This is a genomic window from Bartonella sp. B10834G3 (genome assembly GCF_016102505.1).
In the GTDB taxonomy this organism is placed as follows: Bacteria; Pseudomonadota; Alphaproteobacteria; order Rhizobiales; family Rhizobiaceae; genus Bartonella; species Bartonella choladocola.
On record NZ_JACFOM010000001.1, the window covers coordinates 329,412 to 353,328 of the forward strand.

Here is a 23,917-nt window from a genome sequence, read left to right on the forward strand (position 1 = left end):
TATTAACCTCTCAACAGGTCAATTGTCTGGGACACAAGATCCCTGGCCTGACGAATAACTTGTAAATTTGCTTCATAAGACCGGTTTGCTTCACGCATATCGGCCATTTCAACAATTGCATTCACATTCGGATATTTCACATAACCATTGGCATCGGCCGCCGGATGACCGGGCTCGTATTTAACGATATAAGGCGATTTATCAGTCGAAATCCGTGCGACCTCGACGCCTTGCGCATCCGCGTAGGGATTGAGAGCGGCTTCAAAACTGACCGTCTTGCGTTGATAGGGATTTGCTGCGGCTGTTTCGCCGGTCGAGTTGGCGTTGGCCATATTTTCAGCAATAATACGAAGGCGTGTGGATTGGGCGGCAAGCCCGCTTGTTGCGACACGTCCTGCTGCAATAAGTGGATCAGACATAATCACGATCCTCCTTTAACTGTAGCCATCATCATTCGATGAAAGGCTTTTACGATAACGGTGTTGAGTGACATTTGCTGGCCGATTTCGCCACCTTTGCGCATCTCTTCTTCGAGATTGACATTATTGCCGGAGTGGGTGGTTTCAATCGTATCTTCAGGCCGCATTGCATGGGCTTCCATGCCATTATCCGTGACATCCATGTGTTTGCTGTTTGTCACAGTCATCGCCATGGTATCATTGTTGAGAATTGCAGCGAAGTCTTTAACGTCACGCGATTTGTATCCGGGTGTGTTGACGTTCGCAACATTGCTCGCTACGACCTTTTGGCGTGTTGCCAACCAGTCAGCTTGTTTATTTGCTATATCAAAAAGATTTACCGGACCCATTGTCGTATACTCTATTGAACAGAATAAACAATAGGCGCGTAAACTTGCGCGAGACTTGCGTCAGAAAATGTTTTTTAAAGTCAATAAATAAATAAATTGAATCAATCAGTTAACAAATAAAAATCACAATTCTTGTAGGCTTCGGCGTTGAAAAACCGGTCGATTTTCAATTTTTTTATTAAAAACCGGCGCCCATTTGCCGATTATATATAAATCCGACAAATGTCCGGTACTGTAAAATCCGGCGAAATAACCCGTAACACAAGAAACGTCGTTTGAACCTGAAAAAGCCAACGTCTGCGGCATTCTATGTTCTTTATCCGAAACTTCTGTCTTCATATTCCGGAACGATCGATCACTCTACGAACGTTCGGTCGCTCCACTTTTGTCTGATAACTTTATGACCTCTCCCGTCAAGCCTGAAAATAGTGCACCGGAAGCATTCCGATTAGTGACCAACCGGAACAATCCCTCTTGACGTTTTCAACGCCACTTTTCCACTTTGGCTGTCTTTCATAACCCTTACATAATAACTTCCGTCAGGTAATTTGCTACCCGGTCTTGCAAACCAATACCCCTGACCATATTCGATCATCGCCATTCCGTTCACGACATCTTTGACGACATAAGGTTGTGCTTCGGGTGCGGTGGGTTTCAAACTCCCGTCCGTCTCATCGGGATTGGCAGCCTTGGGCAAGCCACGACCGTTGGACATGATTGCTTTTTGTGAATCATAATCGCGTGTAGCATAGGGATCTACCCTGTCGACTGTTTCAAAACGCGAGCGTTTGTACCATCCGTCATGCGGTCTGAAAGTGCTTGACACTGCCGGCTTGCTGTCAGACGTATTGGCTCCACCCTGCCCGCCAATCTGGAAGGCATAGACTACAAACGGCAAACTCCCGCAGCCGATTGCCATGGCCACGCCGAAAGCACGCAATAGTGAATCGACCGAATTGAATATTCCGAAAAACATACCGCTTGAAGAACCGGCAACCGAATTTACAATGCTGATGGATTGAATTCCCGCAAATGCCGCTGAAATTCCTGCTACAGCTTTCTTGAACAAATTGGTGTTTTGTTTCTCGACAATACCGGAATTACGGTTAAGGTCTGTCTCGCCATCTTCATCAGGATTTCGCCAAAATAACCAATGTTGATTTTTACTCTGGCGCGGATTGCCCGAACTGGCTGTGCCGGTATCAATGTGTTCAAGATCCTGCAAAAGTTTTGCCAATTCTCTTTCGGTATCGTCACCGCGTTTTTTGCTTGCAAGGCCTTTCATCCTGAAACCGCCGAAGCTTTGGCGTTCATTGCTGCCAAAATTCGGGAAAGATGAACCAAAATTTGTTATATCTGTCATAACTGGAATTCTCCTGCACTTATCCTAGGCAGCTTGAGCTCTCAATGCTTTAGCAAGATCATCGTAAGGGTCACGGGAAACCGGCGTATCGGGAGACTGGTTCATTGCCGCATAAATTCGCGGCACCATAACCACAGCCTGATCGAGAACCGGATCCGATCCGGGATGATAAGCCCCCATGGCGCGCAGATCCCGCGTCTCTTCATAACGCGAGATCATTTCTTTCAAACTTCTTACGAGCTTTTTCTGTTCGGCCGTCCAGCTATGGGGAGCAAGACGTGAAATCGAACCGGGAATATCAATGGCCGGATAACGGCCTTGTGCAGCGATAGCTCTGTCAAGCACAATGTGACCATCCAGAATACCACGAATGGCATCGGCAATCGGGTCGTTATGGTCATCGCCATCAACCAGAACCGCATAAACTCCGGTAATCGACCCTTTTCCTTCGGGACCCGGTCCTGCACGCTCCAACAAACGTGGCAAATCACTAAACACACTTGGCGGAAATCCGCGAGAAACCGGCGGTTCGCCCGCTGCAATCGCAACCTCGCGAGCAGCCAAAGCGTAACGCGTAATAGAGTCAACCATCAACAATACATTATCACCCAAGGAACAGAAATATTCTGCAATTGTTGTCGCCATTGCCGGAGCAAGACGACGCATCATCGGGCTTTCGTCACCCGTTGCAACGACGGTAACAACTTTGGATAATTTTCCCTTCATTGTATCATCAAGCATATCGCGCACTTCACGACCACGCTCGCCGGTCAAGGCCAATACAACAGTATCGAAATCATCTGTCTGCGTCATCATTGCCAATAAAGTCGATTTACCGACACCAGAACCGGCAAAAATGCCGATACGCTGGCCAAAACAGAGGGGCGTGAAAATATCGATCACCTTGACACCCGTGCGCAATCCTTTACCGACACGTGCTCTCTTCAATGCAGGCACTGCGTGGGTTTCAACCGGCATCTTCTTTTCGCCGGTTACAATCGGTCCCAGATCGTCGATTGCTTCTCCCAAGGCATTAACAACACGTCCGCGCCATGATTTATCAGGTGAAACAGTGAGAGGGCCATTCGGAAATACCGAGGCATTAAGTGCCGGAACAATAGTTTCATCAAAAGGTTTAATCAGCACATGGTCTTCATTGACACGAATGATTTCACCGCGAGCCATATCACGCCCGCAATCAATCAGGACATTATCTCCAAGTGACACATCATCGGAAAGGCCACGTGCGGCAACGGCGACACGTGATACATCGCTCACAATTCCACCTTTACTTACTAGAGGCGAGCGTTGACGTTTTTCCTGTTCGGCAAATGCGACAAGCAAAGACAGTGCATTGCTCGGGGAAATGCTTAACTGCCCACTTTTTTGTCCAGTGTTTTCCATAAAATTTTCAACCCGATCTTATATGATTGCGGATGATTGATCCGTTACTGACTTTTACCGCCGAGAGTCTGGATAGCCTGCGTGCCTCTTTCTTCTTGTTGACGCATCATTGCTTCGACCCGTTCAAAAGCTCTCGAAACTTCGATAAGACGCGTCATTTCAACAACGCCATTCACATTGGAATTTTCCAGAAAGCCTTGTACGACGCCGTTTGCAGCGTCTCCCTGCATGGGTATGGGAGCTTTATCAGGCACGACCGAAGCATTCGGGCCGTAACTCAACTTGCTATCAGGCTGGAATTGATAAAGGCCGATTGCAGCAACCTGCAGGTTGTTTTGGTAAATTGCACCATCGGCCGAAATTCGCGGAGCACCGTTAGCAGGATCAATCTGAATCGGTGCACCGCCATTATCCAGAAAAGGATAACCTTGAACCGAAACAAGCCCGCCTTCCGGTGTCATAATCATGCGCCCGTCGCGGGTATAAACCTGACCGTTAGGCGTTTGTAGCGAAAAATAGGAATCTCCGTTAACGGCAACATCCAGAGGGTTACCTGTCTGTGTAACCGGACCGCGATTGGTTGAAATATAGGATTTGCCGGCGCTACTGAAATTGACATTCTGATTATTGTCACGGGCAACGGGAGAAACAAGAGATTCAAACTTCATCTCTTCCGAGCGAAACCCCGGTGTGTTCACATTAGCCATATTCCGCGCAATGGTTTCCATGCGCTTTTCTAAACTGATTTGCCCGGAAACACCGACATAGACCGGATTTTGCATCAATCTTTGTCCTTTCTTGCCCAGACAGTTTCAAGCCGTCTGGCTTCCAATAGAGCGGACAAAAGATCAAAGCAAAAGCTATAAGATCAATTGCCGCCCGGTTTGAGCGACTGCATTGCAATCATCGACGCATTCGAAAATCCGAATGAGCCACCTGATCCTGTGCTTTGCAGAAGTGTTAATGCAGGACTGACCTGCGGCTGGTTCTTGGCATCATACATGGCAGAAAACCGGCCGATGAATTTTTCCAATTTTGTCCCGTCAGCCAGATCATCAAAGTTCATCTTCTGTTCAAGAAGACGTTTCTGCGCTTCGACATCGGAACCCCTTATGCTGTCGGGAATATCAAGAGCTGTGTAAACAACCTCTGCAAGTGCTTTATCCGCAATGATCTGATAAGCCCATCCATCTTCTGACAAGCTGCCATTTTTTGCCATGCTGCCAATCGTACGCGTAAAATAAAGTGCAAGACGCGCACCTTCATTCTGGTTACCTAATTCGACTTCCAACGTCTGCTGCATGTATTTATTGACTGTAGCTTTTGTTGCACTGTCCTGGGAAGTAGCCTTATCACCGTATTTGTTGAAGTTGAACGCAGCAGCAAATTGTTGATAGCGCTTGTCTGTAAGCCTAGTCGCATAATCGGGATCGGTTAAAACCTTGCGCATCATGCCCTTGGCATAGATCATATCTTCAAGGCCGTAAGCCTTCATCGCATAGTTGTACAGCCGTTGATCGCGAAAGAAATCATCAACATCGTTCACACTTTTGATGTTCTGAGTATAATAGTCTGTTTCCCGTTTGACCGCAGGTTCATTCATAACCCTGTCAAGCGTCTTTGACATATTATCTATCGTACTTCTATAGCTGACGTAAGTGCCAATCATAGGATTACCTTTCCTCAGTAATTTCTTGTGTAACGGATGAAACTTGCCCGAAGCTGAACTCGCCGTTACAAACAAAACTGACAGTTTGTTATCACTACTATCTCTGTTAATGATTATACCATAACAGTCTTTATTATTATAATATAATATTAGAAATGGCTGTTTTTTAGCGTTCTGGCAAGAATCATGCGATAATATCGGGGCTGAATGATAGATTTTATTATGGCAAGCTTCACACAAGGCAGCTATTCTATACATTCGTTGACTTAAAAGATAGGAGCGTTTGCGTTGGGTGTTATTCTAGGACTAGCAATTGCACTTGGCTGTATCCTCGGAAGCTTCATGGCAATGGGGGGGCATGTATCTGTTCTTATGCAGCCTTGGGAATTTGTCATTATCTTGGGCGCCGCATTTGGCACATTTATCATTGCCAATCCATTCTCGGTCATCAAAGATACGATCAAAGCCACATTGGAAGCAATGAAAGAAGCTGTCCCGAAACAAAAGGACTATCTTTCATTACTCGGCCTTCTCTATGCATTGATGCGCGAAATGCGTTCCAAGTCACGTTCGGAAGTTGAAGGCCACTTCGACAATCCCAAGGAATCGTCGATATTCCAGCAATATCCGACAATATTGAAAGATGACTCGATCACCAATTTTATTTGCGATTATTGCCGCCTTATTCTTGTCGGCAATGCACGGCCTTTTGAAATCGAAGCACTGATGGACGAGGAAATCCACACGATTTCACAAGATGCATTAAAGTCGGCTTCGTCTTTGCAAACAGTTGCCGATGCGCTGCCTGCACTAGGTATTGTTGCCGCCGTTCTCGGTGTGGTCAAAGCAATGGGACACCTTAACGAATCTCCGGAAGTTTTAGGCCATTATATCGGGGCGGCTTTGGTCGGTACATTCGGTGGTATTTTCTTTGCTTATGCCGTATTTGCTCCGATAGCCTCTAAAATCAAACTTGTCCGCGGCAAGAAAACCCGAATTTACACGGTAATCAAGCAGACTTTGCTGGCTTATATGAATGGTGCAATGCCACAAATTGCTTTGGAATACGGGCGAAAAACAATTTCGGCAAAAGATCGTCCGACAATAGATGTGGTTGAACAAGAAGCAATCTCCGGTCAACCGGCAACAAAAGAGGCTGCATAAAATATGTCGGAAGCAACCACTGATAAAACAACGCAAACTGCCGGAGCAAAAAGCCAGGCCGCGCCTGAGGCAGAAAATAGCGCTGCGCCATCAGAATCGGTAGAAGAAAAAAAGAAAGATGTTCTGGCCGAGCATATTTTGCGTGCCGCCGGAATATCCGGTGACGATCTCCAGTCTTTCCAGCATGTGTTCGGAGATGCGGCGACAAATTTATGCGCAAGGTTGGCGCAATATACGTCTGCTACTTTCACTATAGAAGTTAAATCGCTCGACACTTTGAAAGCCGACGCACTCCCGAAAATTATAACCGGAGATACGCTGGTTGTCAGGTTCGAAGCCGACCGTTGGGGTGGTGACGTGTTGTTTGTTCTGGATGCAAATCTGGTAAGCGTTGTAACGGATGCTTTCTTCGGAGCACCCGAACCGGCGATTCTTAACCGCAATGGACGGCCTTTCAGTCCTGTCGAGACCAAAACAGGCGAAACATTGGCGCAAGCCTTATCCGCTGCAATGGATGATGTTTTCGGAAATGGTGATGGTACACTCTTCAATTTTAAAGAGACGACCAATGCACAAGAGTTCGATATTGAAGAATTTGAACAATTGCGGATGTTCTCGTGCCTGTTATCGGTGAAATCGGGTGAAGTTGAAACAACACTCAATCTGCTTATGCCCAGAAGCTGCCATCGTCCGATACAGGAAGCAGTCACCAGAGTATTGAGGGCGCCTTCGACGCGGACAGACCCGTTATGGGCGAAACGCTTGCGTCAGGAAGTCAGCCGCGCCCATGTCGGCATTGAAGCTTACATCATTCAAGGGTCTATGACGTTGAATGAATTGATGCATATAGAAGTCGGGCAAGTCCTTCCGCTTCCTGCCAATGCAGTCAAGCAGGTAAGAATGCGCAGCGGAGACAAACCCCTTTACAAATGTTCGCTGGGCAAAGTGGGGTCAAATTTTTCTGTACGGGTTACCGACCCGATTGATGAAGAAGAGGAAATGTATGATGAACTGGTTCATAGTTAATATTATTGGCGCCGTTCTTGCGATGACATCCGTTGGTGTGTTTGTCATTACCGCGCGCAAACTGGCCAGTACAATCCGTCTGGGACGGCAATTGGCCGAACAGGTTCATGCTGCAACATCAAGTCTCGATCGCGCAGTCAAAGCATTGCGTGAAGAACATCAGGATTTTCGCGATGAAAATAAAAAGCTTGACGCGCGCATTACCGAATCGTCACGCATTCGCAGGGAAGTTGACCGTTCTGTCGCCCATATGGAAACCATACGCAACCAGTTGCAAGGAGATTTTAATCGTCTGCGCGGTATATTGACGGCACAGGCGCATGGCCCGACAGCAAATTCCGCCCCTACCCGTTCTGCAACGCCGCAGACAATGCAGAATAACGGATTGCCGGTTTTTGTTCAGCGCAGGGTACATAAAGCAGATCTTGGCAACAGAGTACAATTTTAATCAGAACCGGCAATAGCTGTAATGAAACGGTGAGACTATGGCAGACGATACAAAACCGACAACGACTCCACCACCAATGGGTGCCAAGCCGACAATGCCGCCACGTCCGGCAGGAACAGCTATGCCGGGGGGAGGCTTCAAACCCAATGCCCCGACTGGCGGGGCAGCTCCATTTGCAGGGGCACATACAGGAACCGCCGGCGGCTTTGGCGCGAACCCGCAAAAACCTGCCGGCTCGAATTTTGGTGCGGGCGGCGGTTTCGGAGCGTCGGGGGCCACGCAGCACAATACCCAGGCACAGCAGAGCGAGCCGGCAGGCAATGCCGATCTGATTATGAGCATTCCTGTCGAGGTACAAGTCGTCCTCGGTGGCACAACAATGCCTGTTGCAACTTTGATGAATCTCGGACGCGGCGCGGTTATTACACTTGATAAACAAATTGGTGATCCGGTTGACATCGTTGTCAACGGTCGTGTCATTGCTCGTGGTGAAGTTATCGTGATGGAAGATGATTCATCCCGTTTCGGGGTGAGCTTGACGGAAATTATCGGCAAATAATCTATTTGAATGCTTTGAAAGACAGCTATGGCGTCAACAGAACAGGAAAAAATATCCGGAAATGAAGAGCCTGTTGTTTCTGCAACCGGCCCGCGAAAAACTTCATCCTCTGTGATTGACAGCCTGACGGGGCAACAAAAAGTTGCCGCGTTGCTTGTTGCTATGGGAAAACCGGCGGCTGCAAAAATACTCAAGCATTTTTCACCTGATGATTTACGCCGGTTGAGTGGTCAAGCCCATACATTACCCAACATCAGCCTTGCCGATTTTGACATTCTGGTACACCAGTTCGAGGATGCTTTCGCAGAAGGCGTATCTTTTTCGCAAGCCGGTGAACGTTTTGATAATCTTGTTCAGGAAACTTTGCCGGAAGATGAAGCGGCAAAAATACTTGATCCGAATGCAACACCGGCTATTCCGGAGGAAAGCCTATGGGAAATCATGGGCAAAATGTCGGCTGAAGAATTGCAGGATCATCTCTCACAGGAACATCCGCAAGTTATTGCTTATATCGTATCAAAACTTCCTTCCGATCTCGCGGCAAAGCTGCTCCTCCTCCAGACAATGGCCGAACGCGGCGATATTATCTTCCGCACACTGCATTTACGCTCGGTCATGCCGATTGTTGACGAATTGTTGGATAAGGCTTTACGTCCCGAACTGATGCAAAAGAACGAAACCGCCGACCAATCGCATTATGGTGAAATTGCAAACATTCTCAACCAGCTCGATAAAAGCGAAATTGATGAAATGCTTGCAAGCCTTGACGGCCTTGATCCTGAAGATCTTGAAAAAATCAAATCGAAGCTTTTTGTTTTCGAGGACATTCCGCGTTTGTCGGCAAGAGCCCGTCTGTTGCTTTTCGACGATATACCTGCAGATGTCATTATCACTGCTTTGCGGAACGCTGACAAAGAGACAACCGAAACTATTCTCGGTTCCTTGTCACAACGCAGTCGCCGCATGGTTGAAGCCGAGTTGAAATCGCCGAATGACATGATAACGCAAGCCGATATTACCAATGCGCGCAGAACAATCGCACAACAGGCGATCAAACTTTCGAGTGAAGGAAAAATAAGTCTGGCAGCAGACGAAACTGCAAATGGAGCCGCAGGTGGCGCACCCGATGGTGACCAAAAAGCACCTGAAGGCGACACCAAAGAAGCAGAAAAACCTAAAGAATGATAACAAATGGCTGAAGACAAACCGGATAAGGATAGCCAGACCGAAGAGCCGACCGAACACAAAATAAGCAAAGCGGAAGAAAAAGGTAACCTTCCGTTTTCGCGGGAATTGCCAACCTTTGCAGGTCTTGTCGGTTATAGCATGATTGCTATATTCATCGCTTTTCCTGCAATGTCGAAGCTTTCCAATTTCCTTGTGCAATGGATCGAGCGACCCGAAAGCTGGCGATTGAATGGAGCAGAGGATGTGAAACATCTTTTGCTGCTGGTCGGTGGTCATGTGGGGCTGGCTTTGCTTCCTATTCTGGTTATTATTCCACTCGTCGGCATTGCCGCCTCTATGATTCAAAATGTTCCGCGTGTTGTAGGGGAAAGAATACGTCCGCAATTTTCCCGCATTTCACCGGCTGCCGGTTTCAGCCGCATTTTCGGTAAAAGCGGCTTCGTTGAATTTTTAAAATCGCTAGCCAAGCTGATTGGCGTCAGTCTGATTGTTTATCTTTCCTTTTTCAAAGGCAATACAGTTTTTACCGACGCATTGGGAACGGTTGCATCGGCATTGCCGGAATATATCCGTTCGGAAGTTGCCCAACTTCTCATTTCATTTTCGGTTGCCGTTGTCGCAATTGCCGCTTTTGACTTTGCGTGGTCACGTTTCAGTTGGCGTCGGCAGTTACGCATGACAAAACAGGAACTCAAGGACGAACAAAAGGAAATCGAAGGTAATCCGATGGTCAAAGCGCGTATGCGATCACTTGCCCGTGACCGTATCCGTCGCCAGATGATGGCCAACGTTCCGAAAGCCACGGTCGTTGTTGCCAACCCTACCCACTTTTCTGTTGCGTTGCGTTATAAACCGCCTACCGATTATGCTCCTGTGGTTGTCGCCAAAGGGCAGGATATTCTGGCTCTTCGCATCAGAGAAATTGCTGTCGAGAACGACGTTCCTGTTATAGAAAATATACCGCTTGCACGTGCACTTTATAAACAGGTAGAAGTCGACCAGGTTATACCCCAAGAATTCTATCAAGCTGTAGCGGAATTGATCCGCTATATTAACAGTCAAAAATTACACTGACAAAACTAAAATACACTGACAAAAATACTTAACCCCTAATCTTCTACTAAAACTGTTATGAAATAAAATGAAAAAAGATGATGTCCATGAAATGCGCGAGATGATGATTGCAAAACAGGTCGCGCGAATTATTCCGGAATTGAAACTTGTCGATCCGGCCGATTTCATTGCTTATCTACACGATGAGCATTTCGCCAATATCAGTGATATTATCGACGCGGCGACCGAACTGCATTTTTATCCCCACACCGTGCGTTTTGCAAATGGGGGAAGCTTTGAACTGGACTGGGATACACCGCCGACGATTACTCTCGATATGGAATTCTCGAATGACGGCGTAACTGCCTTTTTCCAGCTCATTATGTCGCCTGAAGGTTTTGGCGTCGAACTTGATAATGTCGTTTTTGAAAATCCTCAGGATGATGAAACCGATACACGCCAATTGATCGACGCATTGAACAATGCGCGGCTTAAAAAAACGTCAGGCAAATAGAGTTGAATATCAATATTCACACGTTGAATAGACAAATTGAAATCAATCGCCTTTGCCAACTGTTTTTCGATCTTTGGCATAGGCTCCAATATATGTATAGGCGCCAATATATTTTGTCGGCGAGAAGAGATTGACTGCCGATAAGACATTTCATTCATTGATATTCATCTCGAATTGAACAATCGATATTCCCGCTGAAATCAGGCATTACCCATGAATATGTCTTGCCCGAATTTCTATTCTTTTTCATGCCGCATGACCGGATTTTCAGAATATTTTGAAGCCTATCGCTCAAACGCTTCAATTTTCGATATGGAACTGTTTACCGATGTCCACGACAGAACCAAACGGGCAGCACTTCATGAATACGCCTGCTTGTCCGATTTTTGAAAATAACCGATTGATTTTAGTCTGCGGTGGAGCCGAAAACAGTCTTCTTCCGAAAACAACACACTTTTTTTGCCGTTGAACTTATTCCGTACGGCTATTCGATTTTTTGTAAACGACGGTTAACAAAAGGCGGAATTGAACGCCTCAAACCGGTATTTTCCGCGGCGCTAACGAGGAGCAATAACCGGAATGACAATCAATTCTGGCAAATGATTATTCAACACGCGGAAATAGAAAAACCGGTTGTCATAAACCGAAATCCGTCGTTTCCATTATCGGGAAAGAAATCAAGCATTGTTGAATTGGTGATGTTACCAATCCGGAATGAGGAAAACAGCGTTGGCCGCCTTCACGACAACCGGCACAACGTCCCTTACCGGTTAGCAAAGAATTGCGATCAAGTCTTGAACAAAGATTAAAATTTTCCTGAGAGTTTCAGATAATTTGACAGATTTCACTCTATGAACCGAATGAATTTACTTCACCTTGTTCATATCTCTGACCTGATCGGCCGGAATAAAATTGAATTGCTCCACCATCAGGTCTTTAATCACCGGTTCAGGAAAACGTTGATTGACGCCGTCAATAATTTTTTGCTTTACGTCCTCGAACTTCACATGTTCGATCCGTTTTGTATCGGTATAGGAGCCGTAAAAAACGTTAAAAACAGCATCATTAACAATGAGTCCCAGCGGGACATGCAATTTATTTTTGACGTTTGAGTCAACTGTATAGACAAGCTGCGCAATAATATAACCGTCGACTTTTCCATCGGCTAAAATTGGCACACTCATCACATCTGTCCGGTCGAAATCAATCGACGACGAAGACTCTTCTGTTGCGGCAGCGGACTTGGGCTCGGACCCCATTTTGATAGCCAACATCAATGACCCTAAGGCAATGATGCAAACCCAAAGTCCGATGACAACAGTTTTTATCATTTTTGCTGGCCACTATTGACAGTAAATGGATCATAGGTTCCATCTGTCTCCTGTTCGCGAGCTGCATTTTGCATCATTTGCGAGAGTTCGGTAACAGCTTCCAGATGAATTTTCAATAATTGGCTATTGCGTTCAAGTTTCTTTTTCAACCCGTTCAGCAATGTTTCAACTTTGTTTTCCACGCTATCATCAAAATAACGGGCAACTTCGGTCATGGATTGATTCAAATCGCGCAAACCACGGGCTTTACGAGCATTAATATCGTTATAATCGGGGTTTTGATGTTGTTCGAGCGCACTTGTTTCATAATCGACAACTTCTTCAAGAGCGTTGACAACCGCTGCAAACCTCGCCAAGGCAACATCCCTCGCTGCGGGATCATTAATGTGCGCCTTTACGACCGGAGCCGAAGCCATATTCTGTTCGCCTGATTGCTCAGCTAAAGACATTTGAATCTCCTTTGATTGAGCATGTTACCATAAATCATAATAAAACGTTCAAGTATTTTCAGTCATCTGTTTGCGCACGAAGTTTATATCGTGGCTATGGACAATATTATCAACAGTTGCCTGAGTATTCTGGTTTGTACGTGCAAGATCGCCGAAGGCCGAACCCATCCCTTGTATTCCACCGTCGGGAACTTTGCCCTGTTTGAGTTCTTCATCGCGCGCCAGCATTTTCGCCACACCAATTCCGCCGCGATCGGCCACTTCCTTGGCCATTGACTCTGCCATCATGGATTTCCAATATTCACCGGCCTGACCTTTACCGAAAACTGACGGCGTATCAGTGGTAAACATATTCTGGATAAATGATTGCAACATGAAAGCTTCAAATTTCTTATAGGCCTCGGTATGGTCGCTGTTCGGTGATTTCTCTTTTATTTTAACCTGATTGGCATATTGTCCGGTAACAGATGATACTGACGTATCACCACCGGCTTTTGCCAATTGTGAAAAGCCTTCACCCGACATTTCAAGATTTGCAGCGCGCACTGCACTTTGTGCATTGCGCAATTTTTCGACCGAAGCTCTGTATTCGAGAGGATCCGCCGCTTTTGACACGTCAAGTACCAAGTCAGAAGGTGGTTGAATGGCCATTATTCGTCCTCTTATAAGCTCTTATCCGGTAAAATACCGGAATCTCATCTATGCGGTTCACACCCGAATGCCGTAAACACGAACAACACGGTTTTCCCGCTTTTTTGACTATAAGTGATAAAGCTTATCCCAAACTGGTGTCTTTGACGATTTTTGCAGCAACATATTCTTCAAGCATTTTTGCCAGTTCTTTTCTCTCTTCGAGATCCTCGGCGGCCTTGCGCTTCTCGTCAATAACGTCGCAGCGCCGTGTTGATTGCAACAGCGTCTTCCTTTGCTTTACAATCAGATTATCAAGAACAGCTTCGTTACGGGCATTTTTTTCAAGGCGTCGCGAAATCATCATCGGGTCGAACAAATCCGACTGTGAGCCATTTTCCATTAATGAAAACAAAAACTTGTCTTCATCTTCCAAAGCCGAGCGCTGGCTTTGCGTGCCCTCAAGCTCGGCTTCATCACGCGCTTTCACCAATTTTTGGGCTTTCAAAAGCCTCGCATAACGTTGGCTCTGTGTTGGCATTATGGCCCCCTATTCAACCAAGAAGCATATTCGGCACCCAAAAATGTCAATATTTCCGGCAACAGATAATAAATGAGCAAAAGCCCGCCAAACATAACAAATGGCATGGATATGAAATAGACCGGTATCGTCGGCGTCAATTTATTTATCAGTCCGACAGCTATATTCACCAAAATCGAATAGATGATAAAAGGCGATGCAATACGCAAAGTTGTCAAAAATGTTTGCGAAAGCGCATCCTGAAAATCGGTCAAAGCCGATTGGGGAGCCGGTGTTAATGAAACCGGAACAACCTGATAGGAGGTCATAAGCCCGCGAATGACAACCATATGAAGGTCGGCCGCAAAAAATAGCATCAGCGCACCGATGGTTATCATGTTGGCCACCTGGGTTTCGGGCATAGATTCGATAACACTGGTTCCCGGCTGACCGGAATATCCGATCGACATACCGATAATATTGGCCATAAATTGCAATGCCCACATATAGGCTTGCGCGATAATACCGAATGTTGCACCAACAAGCGATTCACTTGCTATACCGACGACCAATGTGGCTAATGTGGGATTTTTGGCGATCTCGGTAAATTGGGAACCTGAAAGCGGCACCATAATCAATGAAAAGGCAATTGCCAAAAAAAGTCTGAAGGACATTGGAATGCGGGCACTCGATATACCCGGCATCAACATCAGGCAGGATCCTACACGCGCAAAGATCAGCATGGCGACAATCACCAGCTGATCTATGGGCAAAAGTGCAAAGGACATATCCTGTTCCTTTTAGTCGGCGATCGTCCCCAAGGTTTTGACTTCAACACCGCGGGCAATTTCTGCGTGTGAAAGAACCGGTAAGGTCGCAAACAAGCGTTCAATAATCATGCGAACATAAGGACGTGCTTCCGGCGAAGTAATAAGAACAAATCTTTCGCCTTTTTCCATATGTTTACGGATAGCATTTGTAGCCTCTGTACCAAATTTTTCAAGTTCTCTCGGATCAATATCGAATTCGACAATCTCGCCTTTGCCGTCACGTTTCAATGCCTGATGGAAAACCAGATCCCAATGGCTGCCAAGGCGCAAGACATTCAATACACCATTATCCGAGAGATCGCCGCAAATTTGTTGTGACAAGCGCATGCGAACATGTTCGACAATAAGCTCGGCACGGCGGACATGGGGTGCAATTTCCGCGATTGCTTCGAGTATCTGGTCAAGATTGCAAATGGAAACACGTTCGGCCAGCAACAATCTCAAGACCGATTGTAAACCCGAATAGGAAAGATGAGCCGGACAAATTTCTTCCAGAAGTTTGCGATATTCCGGTCCCAGACGTTCCAGAAGAATCCGCATATCTTTATAGGAGAGCAATTGTGCCAAATTATTGCGCAAGACTTCGCTTAAATGGGTGAGCAACACCGACATGTTGTCAACAGCCATATAGCCTTCACGTGCAAGTTCCGAACGGAATGTCTCGGATGTTGCAAATGCACGCATTCCGAATGCCGGTTCACGGACTTCTTCACCGGGAAGATTCGGTGCCGGTTTTTCTCCAAGCATAACCAGAACATCTCCGATACGGACTTCGTAACTCGCAACAACCGTTCCATGTAATTTGATCTGATAGGATTTCGGCGGTGTTTTATAATCATCGGAGACTTCGATTTCAGGAATAACAAAACCGAAATCGGTCGCAAATTTGCGGCGCATTTTTGCAACGCGGTTGGCAAGCTCTGTTTGATGCGGCAACAGACGCGTTGCCAATTGTTTGCCCAATACAAGTTCGATAGCCGGTTTTTCCAGCGAAGCTTTGACCGATTGGCTTTCTTCTTTTTCAGCAATTGCATCAGCCTGTGCTTTCATAGCCTGTTCTTCTGCCGCCTGACGTTGCAAACGACGCGGAATTGAAAAGCCGATACCGGCAAGAAGTGCTGCAATGGTCAAAAACGGGAAGGCTGGCAATCCCGGCATCAACCCCAAAACAGCAAGCAGAACCGAAGCAACAAACAAGGCTTTCGGGTAACCACCCAATTGTCCGAAAACAGCTTTTTCTGTTGAGCCGCGTGTTCCGCCTTTGGAAACCAGAAGGCCGGCGGCAAGAGAAACAATCAAAGCCGGTATCTGTGTGACCAGACCATCACCGACCGAAAGCTTTGTGAAAACGTCTGCTGCCTGCGACACATCCATGCCATGACGGGTAACGCCGATGACAATGCCACCAAATATGTTGACCGCTGTAATAATGAGACCGGCAACCGCATCACCACGAACGAATTTTGAAGCACCATCCATCGAACCGAAAAAAGAGCTTTCCTCTTCCAGTTCACGACGGCGAACCTGTGCCTGTTTTTCATCAATCAAACCGGATGACAAGTCGGCGTCAATCGCCATCTGTTTGCCAGGAATGGCATCCAAAGTAAAACGTGCACCGACTTCAGCAATACGGGTAGCACCTTTGGTAATAACCAGAAAGTTTACGATAATAAGGATTGCAAAAACCACGAGACCGATGACAAAGTCGCCACCCATCACGAATTGTGAAAACCCGTGAATCACATGTCCGGCTGCGGTATAACCTTCATCACCATGAGTGAGGATAACACGCGTTGTCGCAATATTGAGCGATAGACGCAGCATGGTTGCGATAAGCAACACCGTCGGAAAAGCCGAAAAATCGAGCGGGCGTTGAATCCACAATGCCACCATCAAAATCAAAACCGAAAAAGCTATCGAAAACGAAAGCCCCATATCCAGTACAAAAGATGGAACAGGCAAAAACAAAACTGTCAATATAATGACAATACCGGCAGCGAAACCAATATCACTACCGGAAAACTTACTGCTTTTGCTTATCGAGTTTACGGCACTTTGCTGCACGTTGTTCTCCTTAACAAGAAAAGGCACGACAATGCGATCACAATCGTCATGACCTTTAAGTCCTGTTACAAAATAGAAAACGAAGCTTGCGCGAAGGTGGTGGAAACGAAAGCGGTGGAAACATTGTGCACGTTCGTGAAGTTTCCACAGCATGCTCACGAAATTTTACAAAATAGTAACCAACGTGTCCTAAAAATGATATTCAATAAAGGCAATCACCGGACTGAAGCCCTGAATCAAGCGATAAAAGCTTGGCCCGAACTTCCAAAAAGAACCGGATTTCGGGATTTTTTAAAAAATTTATGGAACTTTATATGATTGCCCGAATTATAACACATTGTTATATTACGTGTTGTAATATATTGTGATAGATAGAGATATTCGAGGTGAGATCATGACTGATATGATGAAAATTGCAGTGTTCTATTCCATGATGATTGTAAGCACGAATGTTGCAATCGCCTTTGCTGTTATGGGATTGAACTAAGCTTGAAGATGACAGCGTACATGGATAGCATGTGCGCTCAGGTTCCGGCACTCAGCCTTCCAAGCTGATGCCTGAGGGATCGAGGTTGCGGGGTGGATCAGATAATCCACTTTTCACCGCAATATATTTCAAAACTATTTTCCCGTGTACGGCCGATCAATGTCATATTACATTTCTGGCCTATGCGAATGGCTTCAGCGGTTGCTGCCGATACAGCAACAAGTGTAGAAACGCCGAGAACGGCAGCTTTTTGCACCATTTCCACTGAAAGACGGCTGGTCACAACGATAAAACCGCAATTTACATCCATGCGGTTGCGAAACAGATGACCACATAATTTGTCAAGCGCATTATGCCTGCCGACATCTTCCCGAACCGCAACTATACCGTTATTTTTATCGTAAAAAGCTGCGGCATGCACGGCTCTTGTCGCATTGTTTAAAACCTGTTTTTCACATAATTCACGCGCCGATGCGAAAATTTCTCCCGACTCAAATAAAATATCTGTCCGTTTTACCGGAGCTATATCGCGCATGGCTGCTTCAATGGATTCGATCCCGCATAGCCCGCAGCCCACTGGTCCTGCCATAGAACGCCGCCGCTTTCTAAAAGCATCCCGCCGGTCATATTGTAACGCTATCTGGACATCTATTCCGCGCGGCAGCGTAACAATATCAACGTTTTCTATCTCGTTCGGGTCATGTATAAATTCTTCCGTTCGGCTGAAACCATATGCAAAATCTTCAAGATCGTCAGGCGACGCCATCAATACAGCCTGCGTTGTTCCATCATAAGAAAGAGCAATCGGCACCTCTTCGGCAACTCTTTTCGAGATTTGGCTTCTCTTTTTATCGGCTGAAGAAACTATATCGACATCTACCAGAACCGTGTCATCCATAGTTGAAACGCCATTTTTTCCAATAGGAAACGCCTTTTTCAAGATCGTCATTTAACCATTCATTCTCTTGTTACAAAACCGAAATCAAGGCATTGAAATGCGTGAGGCATTCATGCTTCAAGATAATCAAACATCGTCAAGCATCACGCTTACAAGCGTTTGTCATTCGGCTCGCGTTCAAGTTTCATGTTTTATAAGCAAGAGATACGCTTGCCAAGGTTTACGCAACAGAATATTTTCCCGAACAGGTAAAATCGACATATTCCAAGGACTAAATTCTCATGAACCTGACTGAAATTGACGATGGCGTTTTCACCTGCGGACAGATTACAGAAGATTTTGTTGACGAACTTGCCAAGGCCGGTTTCAAGACAATCATTTGCAATCGCCCCGACAATGAAGAAGAAAACCAACCAGGTTTTTCAACAATCGAAAAAGCTGCCAAAGCTCATGGCCTCGATAGCTATTATATTCCGGTTACCCCACCCCACATCACAAGTCATAACGTGGACGAGATGAAACGGGTTTTGAATAAATGCGAATATCCGGTTCTTGCTTATTGTAAATCCGGTCATAGAGCTGAAACACTCTATCATTTGGCAAAAAACTGATGCAACGCTTGTAAAGTTGGTTTTTATGTGAAGTTGTTTTTTTAAGTGAAATTCACTCACTCAAAATAAAAGATGCCGACATAAAGTCGGGGTACGTCCCCTTCAAATCCCGATTGAGGCCTCTTCATCTCTCGCTACATACCCGACCGGTGTTGAAAACAATTTTGTAATCTATGCTTCTTTATTATGATGGCTATCGCGGTAAAGGCTGAGACGATGTGCAATATCGCAAATCGCGCCAAAAATGGTCATAAAAATACCGCTTGCTAACAATAGCGATGAAAAGTTGACAAGAAAATCAACGACCACAACCCTGCTCATTGTTATCGCAAGTGACACAGCTCCCACGCCGGTCAATATGGATGCAATATCGAAAAACCGAGCCCATTCGCTGTCGGATAATGATTTCCATAACGAAAAACCTAAAGCAAGATTGACGATAATAACCAGTAGACCGGCATTAACGAGTTGATAGGGCTGCCATTCAATTAAACTATTAATATTTTCCATTTTTCACTCCCCAATGTCTAAATATTATATGGGGATTCAGTTGGACGATATAAAGGCTTTTCAAAATTTAGTGTTCACGTTTTATAAAACCGTGTATTATATCAGGATTATTATATTTTTATGTGGCAATAAATTATAATATAAAAAATCCTGAAATGATTATTATATTAACAAACATTTCAGGATCAAATTTATTATATTAATAATAGAATTTATTATTTTAAAAGTTGTTCAACCCATTTTCCGAAAGAATTCAATATAGTTGAAAAGAATTTTTCGGCACTTTCATTTGCAGCTTTTCCATCCTCGGTCACCAATTGCTGAATGTTGCCGATATAGGCTTCAGGTTGCTGCATGGTTGGAACATCATTAAACACCAGCGCTTGTCTTAACTGATGGTTGGCACCAAAACCACCCAATGCACCTTGTGAAATGGAAACAACTGCACCCGGCTTTCCATTCCATACCCCTTTGCCATATGGGCGTGATGCGACATCAATAGCGTTTTTTAATACAGCCGGTATCGAACGATTATATTCGGGCGTGATAAAGAGGACAGCATCAACCTTTTTCAGCTCATTTCTGAAATTCTGCCACGCAAGAGGCGGGTTAGCCGTTTCAAGATCTTCATTATAGAGTGGCAAATCCCCTATTTCGATAAAATCAAGCGAGAGATTATCCGGTGCAAGTTTGATAAATGCCTTTCCCAATTTCCGGCTATAGGATTCTTTACGCAGGCTGCCGATCAATATGGCGACTTTGAATTGTTTGGTCATTTTTTCCTCTTTGATTTCTCATGCTATTTTCAATATTAAAATAGGACTTTTTTATCAACTTTCAAAATGAAGATCGTTCGACACACTGTCGCTGATTTATTGACAATAAAATTTATTGTTTGTTTACCACACCATTAGAAACCCGCTTGAAATGGTAATTTTCATTTCTGTACAGCTTTCATTTAGGGCACAATGAATGCCATTGCGATCCCGCAATTGAAAGGTGGAGACAAGGTGCTGAAACATAGTTCGGATGCATTACAGCTATCGACTTACACGAGAAGATCGCACTTTGTTTATGGCGTGTTTGAATATCTGCTTGTTATAGTGGTTACGCTTGCAGCTATTGTCACCATATCGGTTATTTTTATCGACGAATTTGCAAATCTGGTGGAAACAACCGTTAATAGCCCGATCATCAGCCCGACATTTGATAATCAATAAAAACACTCGCCCGACATATAAGAGCAATTCCGGCTAACGCTATTGGACCGGCAGGCTATATTGGATATGACAAATCGCGATTTTCCGTATTATGAGGCGCGGATTATCCATTTCACCGTAGCGTAAAATCAAAACGATAGGATGCGGAAATACCCATTGTAAACTGGTTTTTGTCGCCACGCTGACTAACCAAAGATGAATCACCCGCGTCCCCTGTCAGCCGCTTGTATTCGCTGAATACGCTGGTGGTAATTTTGTCGGTGGCCTTCCAGGTGATTGCACCACCGGCGCCGAATGCCCCCCAACCGCTATCGGGATGGAATTCTTTCAAACCGGAGCGGAGCGATTCTTCATGGTCAACTCCGTAATAGGTCTTGAAATAGTCTTTTGTGGCGTAGAAAGCACGCGGCCCGCCGGAAACCTGAACAGATGGTGTCAAATTTTTATAAGCATCAACTGCAATATCGGACGTTACAGCATCATGACTGCGTATACCTTTACGCAGTTCTGCCCTCGCCCGCAGCCAATCGAGCGGGTAAATCTCGGCAAACCCGCCAACTTCGCCACCCCATTTTACCCGGCTTAGCCCCTTGAGGTCGCCCGATGTATCGCTGTCACGATCCTTGAGGACCTTGCCAACGACACCGAGTCGAATGAAACTTTTTTCCAAAAGTGCAAAAGACATATTATCATTGCGTGACGAAAAGCGGCTATCGCTACCGGTTTTCCCGATAGAAAAAATCGGATCGACTGCAATATCATATGTATCGTCGCCCTCGAATTTCGGTGCTTCGTAAACCGATGCACCCAGCGTCAACGACCAGTTTCCACTATAAAAATGTTGTTTTTTCGGTGCTGTCGACCGGTAATTTCTGTCATCCGCATAACTTTGTTGACTGGAGACATTGGTGACTTTGCCTGTCTGATAGTCGTAAAGCTGTTCGGCTTTTCCCTGAAAACACGAAATCGTCATCAAGCCCGTTATGCTGGCAAAAACTATTTTCACACCAATATTCGACACGTATATACTCCAGACACGTTGACAAAACGACCTGATTTCAAGCCGTTACGCACCAACTCTTTGCAGACTGGCTGCTTTAACTATTCAATCAAGTTTTTAAAAATCTATTAAAACCCCGGCACCTCAAAAATCTTGTGAGCCTATCCTTACCTATTGGTAAACGTGAAGTTTTTATCCAATGCCGATAATGGGCGGGCTTTTTCAAGTGCCGTTTGTGCACTTTCTTTATCCTTTTTCATCTGCTCAATCAACGGTTGCAACCCGTCAAATTTCTTTTCTCCACGTAAATAGGAATAGAAGCTGACAGACGCGGCCTCATTATACAAATCACCATCAAATGAAAAGAGAAACGTTTCGAGAAGTGGCACGCCATCCCCTTCGACTGTCGGTCGTTTGCCGAAACTTGCAACCCCGTCATAAAGTGTCCCGTCATTTCGCCGGAAGCGCACGGCATAGATTCCGAAAGCAAGGCCGGTTTCTACGGGAAGTGCCATATTGGCAGTCGGAAATCCCAATGTTCGCCCAAGCTTTGCGCCGTGGATAACTTTTGAACAAACGGTATAATGATAACCTAAAAGATCGGCACTTTCTTCGACTTTCCCTTCAGTTAAAAGTTTGCGTATGCGGCTTGAAGATATAATTCCGCCATTTTCATCACAAAATGGTGGAACTTTAATAACGGCGAAGCCGAATCTCTTTCCGCAATCTTCCAAATATTCGGGTGTACCGGAGCGTTTGCTGCCAAAATGGAAGTCACTTCCGGTTACAATGGCCGAAGCCTGAAACTTCTCGCAAAGAATATGTCTGACGAATTCTTCGGCGCCAAGTTTTGCAAAGTCTGCGTCAAATTTCTGTTCGACAACACCATTAAATCCGAGCAATCGCAATATTTTTGCTTTTTCCGGCGCAGGTGTCAGCCGGTCTACCGGCGATTGCGGCCTGAAGAAAGTTTTAGGGTGAGGCTCGAATGTATAGACGATTGCGGGTCGTCGTGTCTGGCGCGCCACATCGAGCGCTCTTTGCAAAACCACCTGATGGCCTCTATGGATACCGTCAAAATTGCCGATTGCTACAACTGCATTTTTATAGCTTTCAGGAAATGCAGAAAGGTTTTCCAACCGCAAAAATTCATTTTTCATTTCAACGCCCACATGGTGGCAATCGGATGGCTGCCATATTTATTCAGAAATTCGATCAACAAGGCACGATCGACATGACCATTTTTCGCATATTCATTCTGATGAATTCCACCGGAGATAAAAAGCGTATCAAGACCGAATTGTTGTCCGCCTTTCATATCCGTCAGAATTCCGTCGCCAATAGCAAGAATGCGATCTTTGGCAACAAGTCCGTTTTTTTTGTCAAGTTTCTTCATTGCCAGATCATAAATCGGGCGGTGGGGTTTACCCGCAATCAATGTGCGCCCACCGAGTTGTTCGTAATTGCGGGCAAGTGCACCAGCGCACCACAATTCCTTATTGCCATGGTGAACGATGATGTCGGGATTGGCACATATAAGGGGAAGATTTTTCGACCTTAGTTTGAGCAAAAGTTCGTCATAATCTTCCGGCGTTTCATGCTCGTCGTCGAAAAGTCCCGTACAGACAATTGAAGTTGCTTCAAATTCTTCGACAAGCTCGACATCCAATCCGTCAAACAAGGCGAGATCGCGTTCGGGGCCGATATGGAAAACTTTTTTCGGCGCTTCCATGATGAGATAACGTGTGGCATCGCCGGAAGTGACAATGTCATCGTAAACGTCAGTGCCAATCTTCAATGAAGCCAACTGGCTGGCCACACCTTGGTGGGGACGGGGCGAATTGGTGAGCAATATAACCGATTTTCCCGATTGCCTGACTTTCCTTAAAGCCGAAACAGCTTTGTCGAAAGCGTGAATACCATTGTGAATGACACCCCAGACATCGCAAAGAACAGCGTCATAGCGGTCGATAATTGCTTGTAAGCTTTCGGGTTCTTCCATCTTGTTACCATACCTTGTTAGAAACTCGCGGCTTGCCGGAATTTATAGCTTGTCAGAACGTTTTTCCAAGACACCTAACGCAACAGAAAGATGATGTCATCTTCTTTCTCGATTGTCGCGAATATAGGCTATTCCAAGAATTTGAAATATAGTCTAGATTTATTTCAAT

The 23,917-nt window shown here is 45.6% G+C and carries 26 protein-coding genes and 2 pseudogenes; 10 read left to right on the forward strand and 18 right to left on the reverse strand.

What is annotated here, in order from left to right:
• Positions 1-2 precede the first annotated feature (2 nt).
• The 6 genes from flgC to H3S94_RS01435 form a co-directional block, all read right to left on the reverse strand.
• Entirely contained in the window at positions 3-422 is a 420-nt protein-coding gene (flgC, locus tag H3S94_RS01410) for a flagellar basal body rod protein FlgC (RefSeq protein WP_188318097.1), read from the reverse strand.
• Positions 422-808, reverse strand: coding sequence for a flagellar basal body rod protein FlgB (gene flgB / locus H3S94_RS01415; protein WP_077991028.1), 387 nt, complete (start codon positions 806-808; stop codon positions 422-424). Before flgB ends, flgC begins: the two co-directional genes overlap by 1 nt.
• A gap of 448 nt (positions 809-1,256) precedes the next feature.
• A complete protein-coding gene (locus H3S94_RS01420; RefSeq protein ID WP_198240071.1) occupies positions 1,257-2,171 on the reverse strand; it encodes a hypothetical protein in 915 nt (304 codons plus the stop codon).
• A gap of 24 nt (positions 2,172-2,195) precedes the next feature.
• The gene (fliI, locus tag H3S94_RS01425) at positions 2,196-3,539 is read right to left on the reverse strand and encodes a flagellar protein export ATPase FliI (RefSeq protein WP_188318096.1); all 1,344 of its coding nucleotides are present in this window, start codon (positions 3,537-3,539) and stop codon (positions 2,196-2,198) included.
• Between the two features lie 80 nt (positions 3,540-3,619).
• Entirely contained in the window at positions 3,620-4,360 is a 741-nt protein-coding gene (gene flgF, locus H3S94_RS01430; protein WP_188318070.1) for a flagellar basal-body rod protein FlgF, read from the reverse strand.
• 83 nt (positions 4,361-4,443) lie between these two features.
• The gene (locus tag H3S94_RS01435) at positions 4,444-5,244 is read right to left on the reverse strand and encodes a DUF1217 domain-containing protein (RefSeq protein ID WP_198240072.1); all 801 of its coding nucleotides are present in this window, start codon (positions 5,242-5,244) and stop codon (positions 4,444-4,446) included.
• A gap of 288 nt (positions 5,245-5,532) precedes the next feature.
• Between H3S94_RS01435 and motA the strand changes: the two genes are divergently transcribed.
• The 8 genes and pseudogenes from motA (at position 5,533) to H3S94_RS01475 (ending at position 11,586) form a co-directional block, all read left to right on the forward strand.
• The gene (gene motA / locus H3S94_RS01440; RefSeq protein WP_077991012.1) at positions 5,533-6,408 is read left to right on the forward strand and encodes a flagellar motor stator protein MotA; all 876 of its coding nucleotides are present in this window, start codon (positions 5,533-5,535) and stop codon (positions 6,406-6,408) included.
• 3 nt (positions 6,409-6,411) lie between these two features.
• Positions 6,412-7,434 carry a FliM/FliN family flagellar motor switch protein gene (locus H3S94_RS01445; protein ID WP_198240073.1) on the forward strand — a complete coding sequence of 341 codons (1,023 nt, stop codon included), beginning with the start codon at positions 6,412-6,414 and terminating at the stop codon, positions 7,432-7,434.
• Positions 7,412-7,882, forward strand: coding sequence for a BAB2_0123 family type IV secretion system effector (locus tag H3S94_RS01450; protein ID WP_246786389.1), 471 nt, complete (start codon positions 7,412-7,414; stop codon positions 7,880-7,882). The genes H3S94_RS01445 and H3S94_RS01450 overlap by 23 nt, the downstream gene beginning before the upstream one ends.
• Positions 7,883-8,201: 319 nt before the next feature.
• Positions 8,202-8,441, forward strand: a pseudogene (gene fliN / locus H3S94_RS01455) (flagellar motor switch protein FliN); the annotation flags it as partial.
• 27 nt (positions 8,442-8,468) lie between these two features.
• Positions 8,469-9,626 (forward strand): flagellar motor switch protein FliG, encoded by a 1,158-nt coding sequence (locus tag H3S94_RS01460; protein WP_198230675.1) that lies wholly within the window; start codon positions 8,469-8,471, stop codon positions 9,624-9,626.
• 6 nt (positions 9,627-9,632) lie between these two features.
• On the forward strand, positions 9,633-10,703 hold the full coding sequence (flhB, locus tag H3S94_RS01465) for a flagellar biosynthesis protein FlhB (protein ID WP_198240074.1): 1,071 nt from the start codon (positions 9,633-9,635) through the stop codon (positions 10,701-10,703).
• Positions 10,704-10,770: 67 nt separating this feature from the next.
• On the forward strand, positions 10,771-11,196 hold the full coding sequence (locus tag H3S94_RS01470) for a hypothetical protein (protein WP_198240075.1): 426 nt from the start codon (positions 10,771-10,773) through the stop codon (positions 11,194-11,196).
• 213 nt (positions 11,197-11,409) lie between these two features.
• Positions 11,410-11,586 carry a hypothetical protein gene (locus H3S94_RS01475; RefSeq protein ID WP_198240076.1) on the forward strand — a complete coding sequence of 59 codons (177 nt, stop codon included), beginning with the start codon at positions 11,410-11,412 and terminating at the stop codon, positions 11,584-11,586.
• A 476-nt stretch (positions 11,587-12,062) separates the two neighbouring features.
• On the opposite strand, the gene H3S94_RS01480 is transcribed toward H3S94_RS01475, so the two are convergent.
• From H3S94_RS01480 to fdhD, 7 genes and pseudogenes are all read right to left on the reverse strand, one after another.
• Positions 12,063-12,527, reverse strand: coding sequence for a hypothetical protein (locus tag H3S94_RS01480; protein ID WP_198230671.1), 465 nt, complete (start codon positions 12,525-12,527; stop codon positions 12,063-12,065).
• Positions 12,524-12,976, reverse strand: coding sequence for a flagellar protein FlgN (locus tag H3S94_RS01485; protein WP_198230670.1), 453 nt, complete (start codon positions 12,974-12,976; stop codon positions 12,524-12,526). Before H3S94_RS01485 ends, H3S94_RS01480 begins: the two co-directional genes overlap by 4 nt.
• Before the next feature lie 227 nt (positions 12,977-13,203).
• Positions 13,204-13,375: pseudogene (locus H3S94_RS12070) on the reverse strand (rod-binding protein); the annotation flags it as partial.
• A gap of 376 nt (positions 13,376-13,751) precedes the next feature.
• Positions 13,752-14,147 carry a hypothetical protein gene (locus H3S94_RS01495; RefSeq protein ID WP_077990992.1) on the reverse strand — a complete coding sequence of 132 codons (396 nt, stop codon included), beginning with the start codon at positions 14,145-14,147 and terminating at the stop codon, positions 13,752-13,754.
• Positions 14,147-14,914 carry a flagellar biosynthetic protein FliR gene (fliR, locus tag H3S94_RS01500; protein ID WP_077990991.1) on the reverse strand — a complete coding sequence of 256 codons (768 nt, stop codon included), beginning with the start codon at positions 14,912-14,914 and terminating at the stop codon, positions 14,147-14,149. The genes H3S94_RS01495 and fliR overlap by 1 nt, the downstream gene beginning before the upstream one ends.
• 12 nt (positions 14,915-14,926) lie before the next feature.
• Positions 14,927-17,020, reverse strand: coding sequence for a flagellar biosynthesis protein FlhA (gene flhA / locus H3S94_RS01505; RefSeq protein WP_077990990.1), 2,094 nt, complete (start codon positions 17,018-17,020; stop codon positions 14,927-14,929).
• A 584-nt stretch (positions 17,021-17,604) separates the two neighbouring features.
• Positions 17,605-18,456, reverse strand: a complete 852-nt coding sequence (fdhD, locus tag H3S94_RS01510; RefSeq protein ID WP_198240078.1) for a formate dehydrogenase accessory sulfurtransferase FdhD — start codon at positions 18,454-18,456, stop codon at positions 17,605-17,607.
• Positions 18,457-18,686: 230 nt separating this feature from the next.
• Between fdhD and H3S94_RS01515 the strand changes: the two genes are divergently transcribed.
• On the forward strand, positions 18,687-19,016 hold the full coding sequence (locus H3S94_RS01515) for a TIGR01244 family sulfur transferase (RefSeq protein WP_198230667.1): 330 nt from the start codon (positions 18,687-18,689) through the stop codon (positions 19,014-19,016).
• A gap of 171 nt (positions 19,017-19,187) precedes the next feature.
• Here the strand turns inward: H3S94_RS01515 and H3S94_RS01520 are convergent, their stop codons facing one another.
• Together H3S94_RS01520 and H3S94_RS01525 are read right to left on the reverse strand one after the other, a co-directional pair.
• The gene (locus H3S94_RS01520) at positions 19,188-19,526 is read right to left on the reverse strand and encodes a hypothetical protein (RefSeq protein WP_198240079.1); all 339 of its coding nucleotides are present in this window, start codon (positions 19,524-19,526) and stop codon (positions 19,188-19,190) included.
• A 215-nt stretch (positions 19,527-19,741) separates the two neighbouring features.
• Positions 19,742-20,302 carry an NADPH-dependent FMN reductase gene (locus tag H3S94_RS01525; protein WP_198230666.1) on the reverse strand — a complete coding sequence of 187 codons (561 nt, stop codon included), beginning with the start codon at positions 20,300-20,302 and terminating at the stop codon, positions 19,742-19,744.
• Between the two features lie 192 nt (positions 20,303-20,494).
• On the opposite strand from H3S94_RS01525, the gene H3S94_RS01530 reads away from it, so the two are divergent.
• Positions 20,495-20,746 (forward strand): hypothetical protein, encoded by a 252-nt coding sequence (locus H3S94_RS01530; protein ID WP_198240080.1) that lies wholly within the window; start codon positions 20,495-20,497, stop codon positions 20,744-20,746.
• A gap of 112 nt (positions 20,747-20,858) precedes the next feature.
• Here the strand turns inward: H3S94_RS01530 and H3S94_RS01535 are convergent, their stop codons facing one another.
• The 3 genes from H3S94_RS01535 to H3S94_RS01545 form a co-directional block, all read right to left on the reverse strand.
• Positions 20,859-21,767: a MipA/OmpV family protein gene (locus tag H3S94_RS01535; RefSeq protein WP_077990982.1), complete on the reverse strand. Its 909-nt coding sequence runs from the start codon at positions 21,765-21,767 to the stop codon at positions 20,859-20,861.
• A 146-nt stretch (positions 21,768-21,913) separates the two neighbouring features.
• The gene (locus H3S94_RS01540) at positions 21,914-22,906 is read right to left on the reverse strand and encodes a bifunctional riboflavin kinase/FAD synthetase (RefSeq protein ID WP_198240081.1); all 993 of its coding nucleotides are present in this window, start codon (positions 22,904-22,906) and stop codon (positions 21,914-21,916) included.
• Entirely contained in the window at positions 22,903-23,748 is an 846-nt protein-coding gene (locus H3S94_RS01545; protein WP_198240082.1) for a TIGR01459 family HAD-type hydrolase, read from the reverse strand. Before H3S94_RS01545 ends, H3S94_RS01540 begins: the two co-directional genes overlap by 4 nt.
• Positions 23,749-23,917 lie beyond the last annotated feature (169 nt).

Bases quoted from the DNA above. Each gene is read 5' to 3' on its own strand.
- flgB (WP_077991028.1), bottom strand. From the start codon at position 808: ATGGGTCCGGTAAATCTTTTTGATATAGCAAATAAACAAGCTGACTGG.
- H3S94_RS01420 (WP_198240071.1), bottom strand. From the start codon at position 2,171: ATGACAGATATAACAAATTTTGGTTCATCTTTCCCGAATTTTGGCAGC.
- H3S94_RS01435 (WP_198240072.1), bottom strand. From the start codon at position 5,244: ATGATTGGCACTTACGTCAGCTATAGAAGTACGATAGATAATATGTCA.
- H3S94_RS01445 (WP_198240073.1), top strand. From the start codon at position 6,412: ATGTCGGAAGCAACCACTGATAAAACAACGCAAACTGCCGGAGCAAAA.
- H3S94_RS01450 (WP_246786389.1), top strand. From the start codon at position 7,412: ATGATGAACTGGTTCATAGTTAATATTATTGGCGCCGTTCTTGCGATG.
- H3S94_RS01460 (WP_198230675.1), top strand. From the start codon at position 8,469: ATGGCGTCAACAGAACAGGAAAAAATATCCGGAAATGAAGAGCCTGTT.
- flhB (WP_198240074.1), top strand. From the start codon at position 9,633: ATGGCTGAAGACAAACCGGATAAGGATAGCCAGACCGAAGAGCCGACC.
- H3S94_RS01470 (WP_198240075.1), top strand. From the start codon at position 10,771: ATGAAAAAAGATGATGTCCATGAAATGCGCGAGATGATGATTGCAAAA.
- H3S94_RS01475 (WP_198240076.1), top strand. From the start codon at position 11,410: ATGAATATGTCTTGCCCGAATTTCTATTCTTTTTCATGCCGCATGACC.
- H3S94_RS01480 (WP_198230671.1), bottom strand. From the start codon at position 12,527: ATGATAAAAACTGTTGTCATCGGACTTTGGGTTTGCATCATTGCCTTA.
- H3S94_RS01485 (WP_198230670.1), bottom strand. From the start codon at position 12,976: ATGTCTTTAGCTGAGCAATCAGGCGAACAGAATATGGCTTCGGCTCCG.
- H3S94_RS01495 (WP_077990992.1), bottom strand. From the start codon at position 14,147: ATGCCAACACAGAGCCAACGTTATGCGAGGCTTTTGAAAGCCCAAAAA.
- fliR (WP_077990991.1), bottom strand. From the start codon at position 14,914: ATGTCCTTTGCACTTTTGCCCATAGATCAGCTGGTGATTGTCGCCATG.
- fdhD (WP_198240078.1), bottom strand. From the start codon at position 18,456: ATGACGATCTTGAAAAAGGCGTTTCCTATTGGAAAAAATGGCGTTTCA.
- H3S94_RS01515 (WP_198230667.1), top strand. From the start codon at position 18,687: ATGAACCTGACTGAAATTGACGATGGCGTTTTCACCTGCGGACAGATT.
- H3S94_RS01520 (WP_198240079.1), bottom strand. From the start codon at position 19,526: ATGGAAAATATTAATAGTTTAATTGAATGGCAGCCCTATCAACTCGTT.
- H3S94_RS01525 (WP_198230666.1), bottom strand. From the start codon at position 20,302: ATGACCAAACAATTCAAAGTCGCCATATTGATCGGCAGCCTGCGTAAA.
- H3S94_RS01530 (WP_198240080.1), top strand. From the start codon at position 20,495: ATGAATGCCATTGCGATCCCGCAATTGAAAGGTGGAGACAAGGTGCTG.
- H3S94_RS01540 (WP_198240081.1), bottom strand. From the start codon at position 22,906: ATGAAAAATGAATTTTTGCGGTTGGAAAACCTTTCTGCATTTCCTGAA.
- H3S94_RS01545 (WP_198240082.1), bottom strand. From the start codon at position 23,748: ATGGAAGAACCCGAAAGCTTACAAGCAATTATCGACCGCTATGACGCT.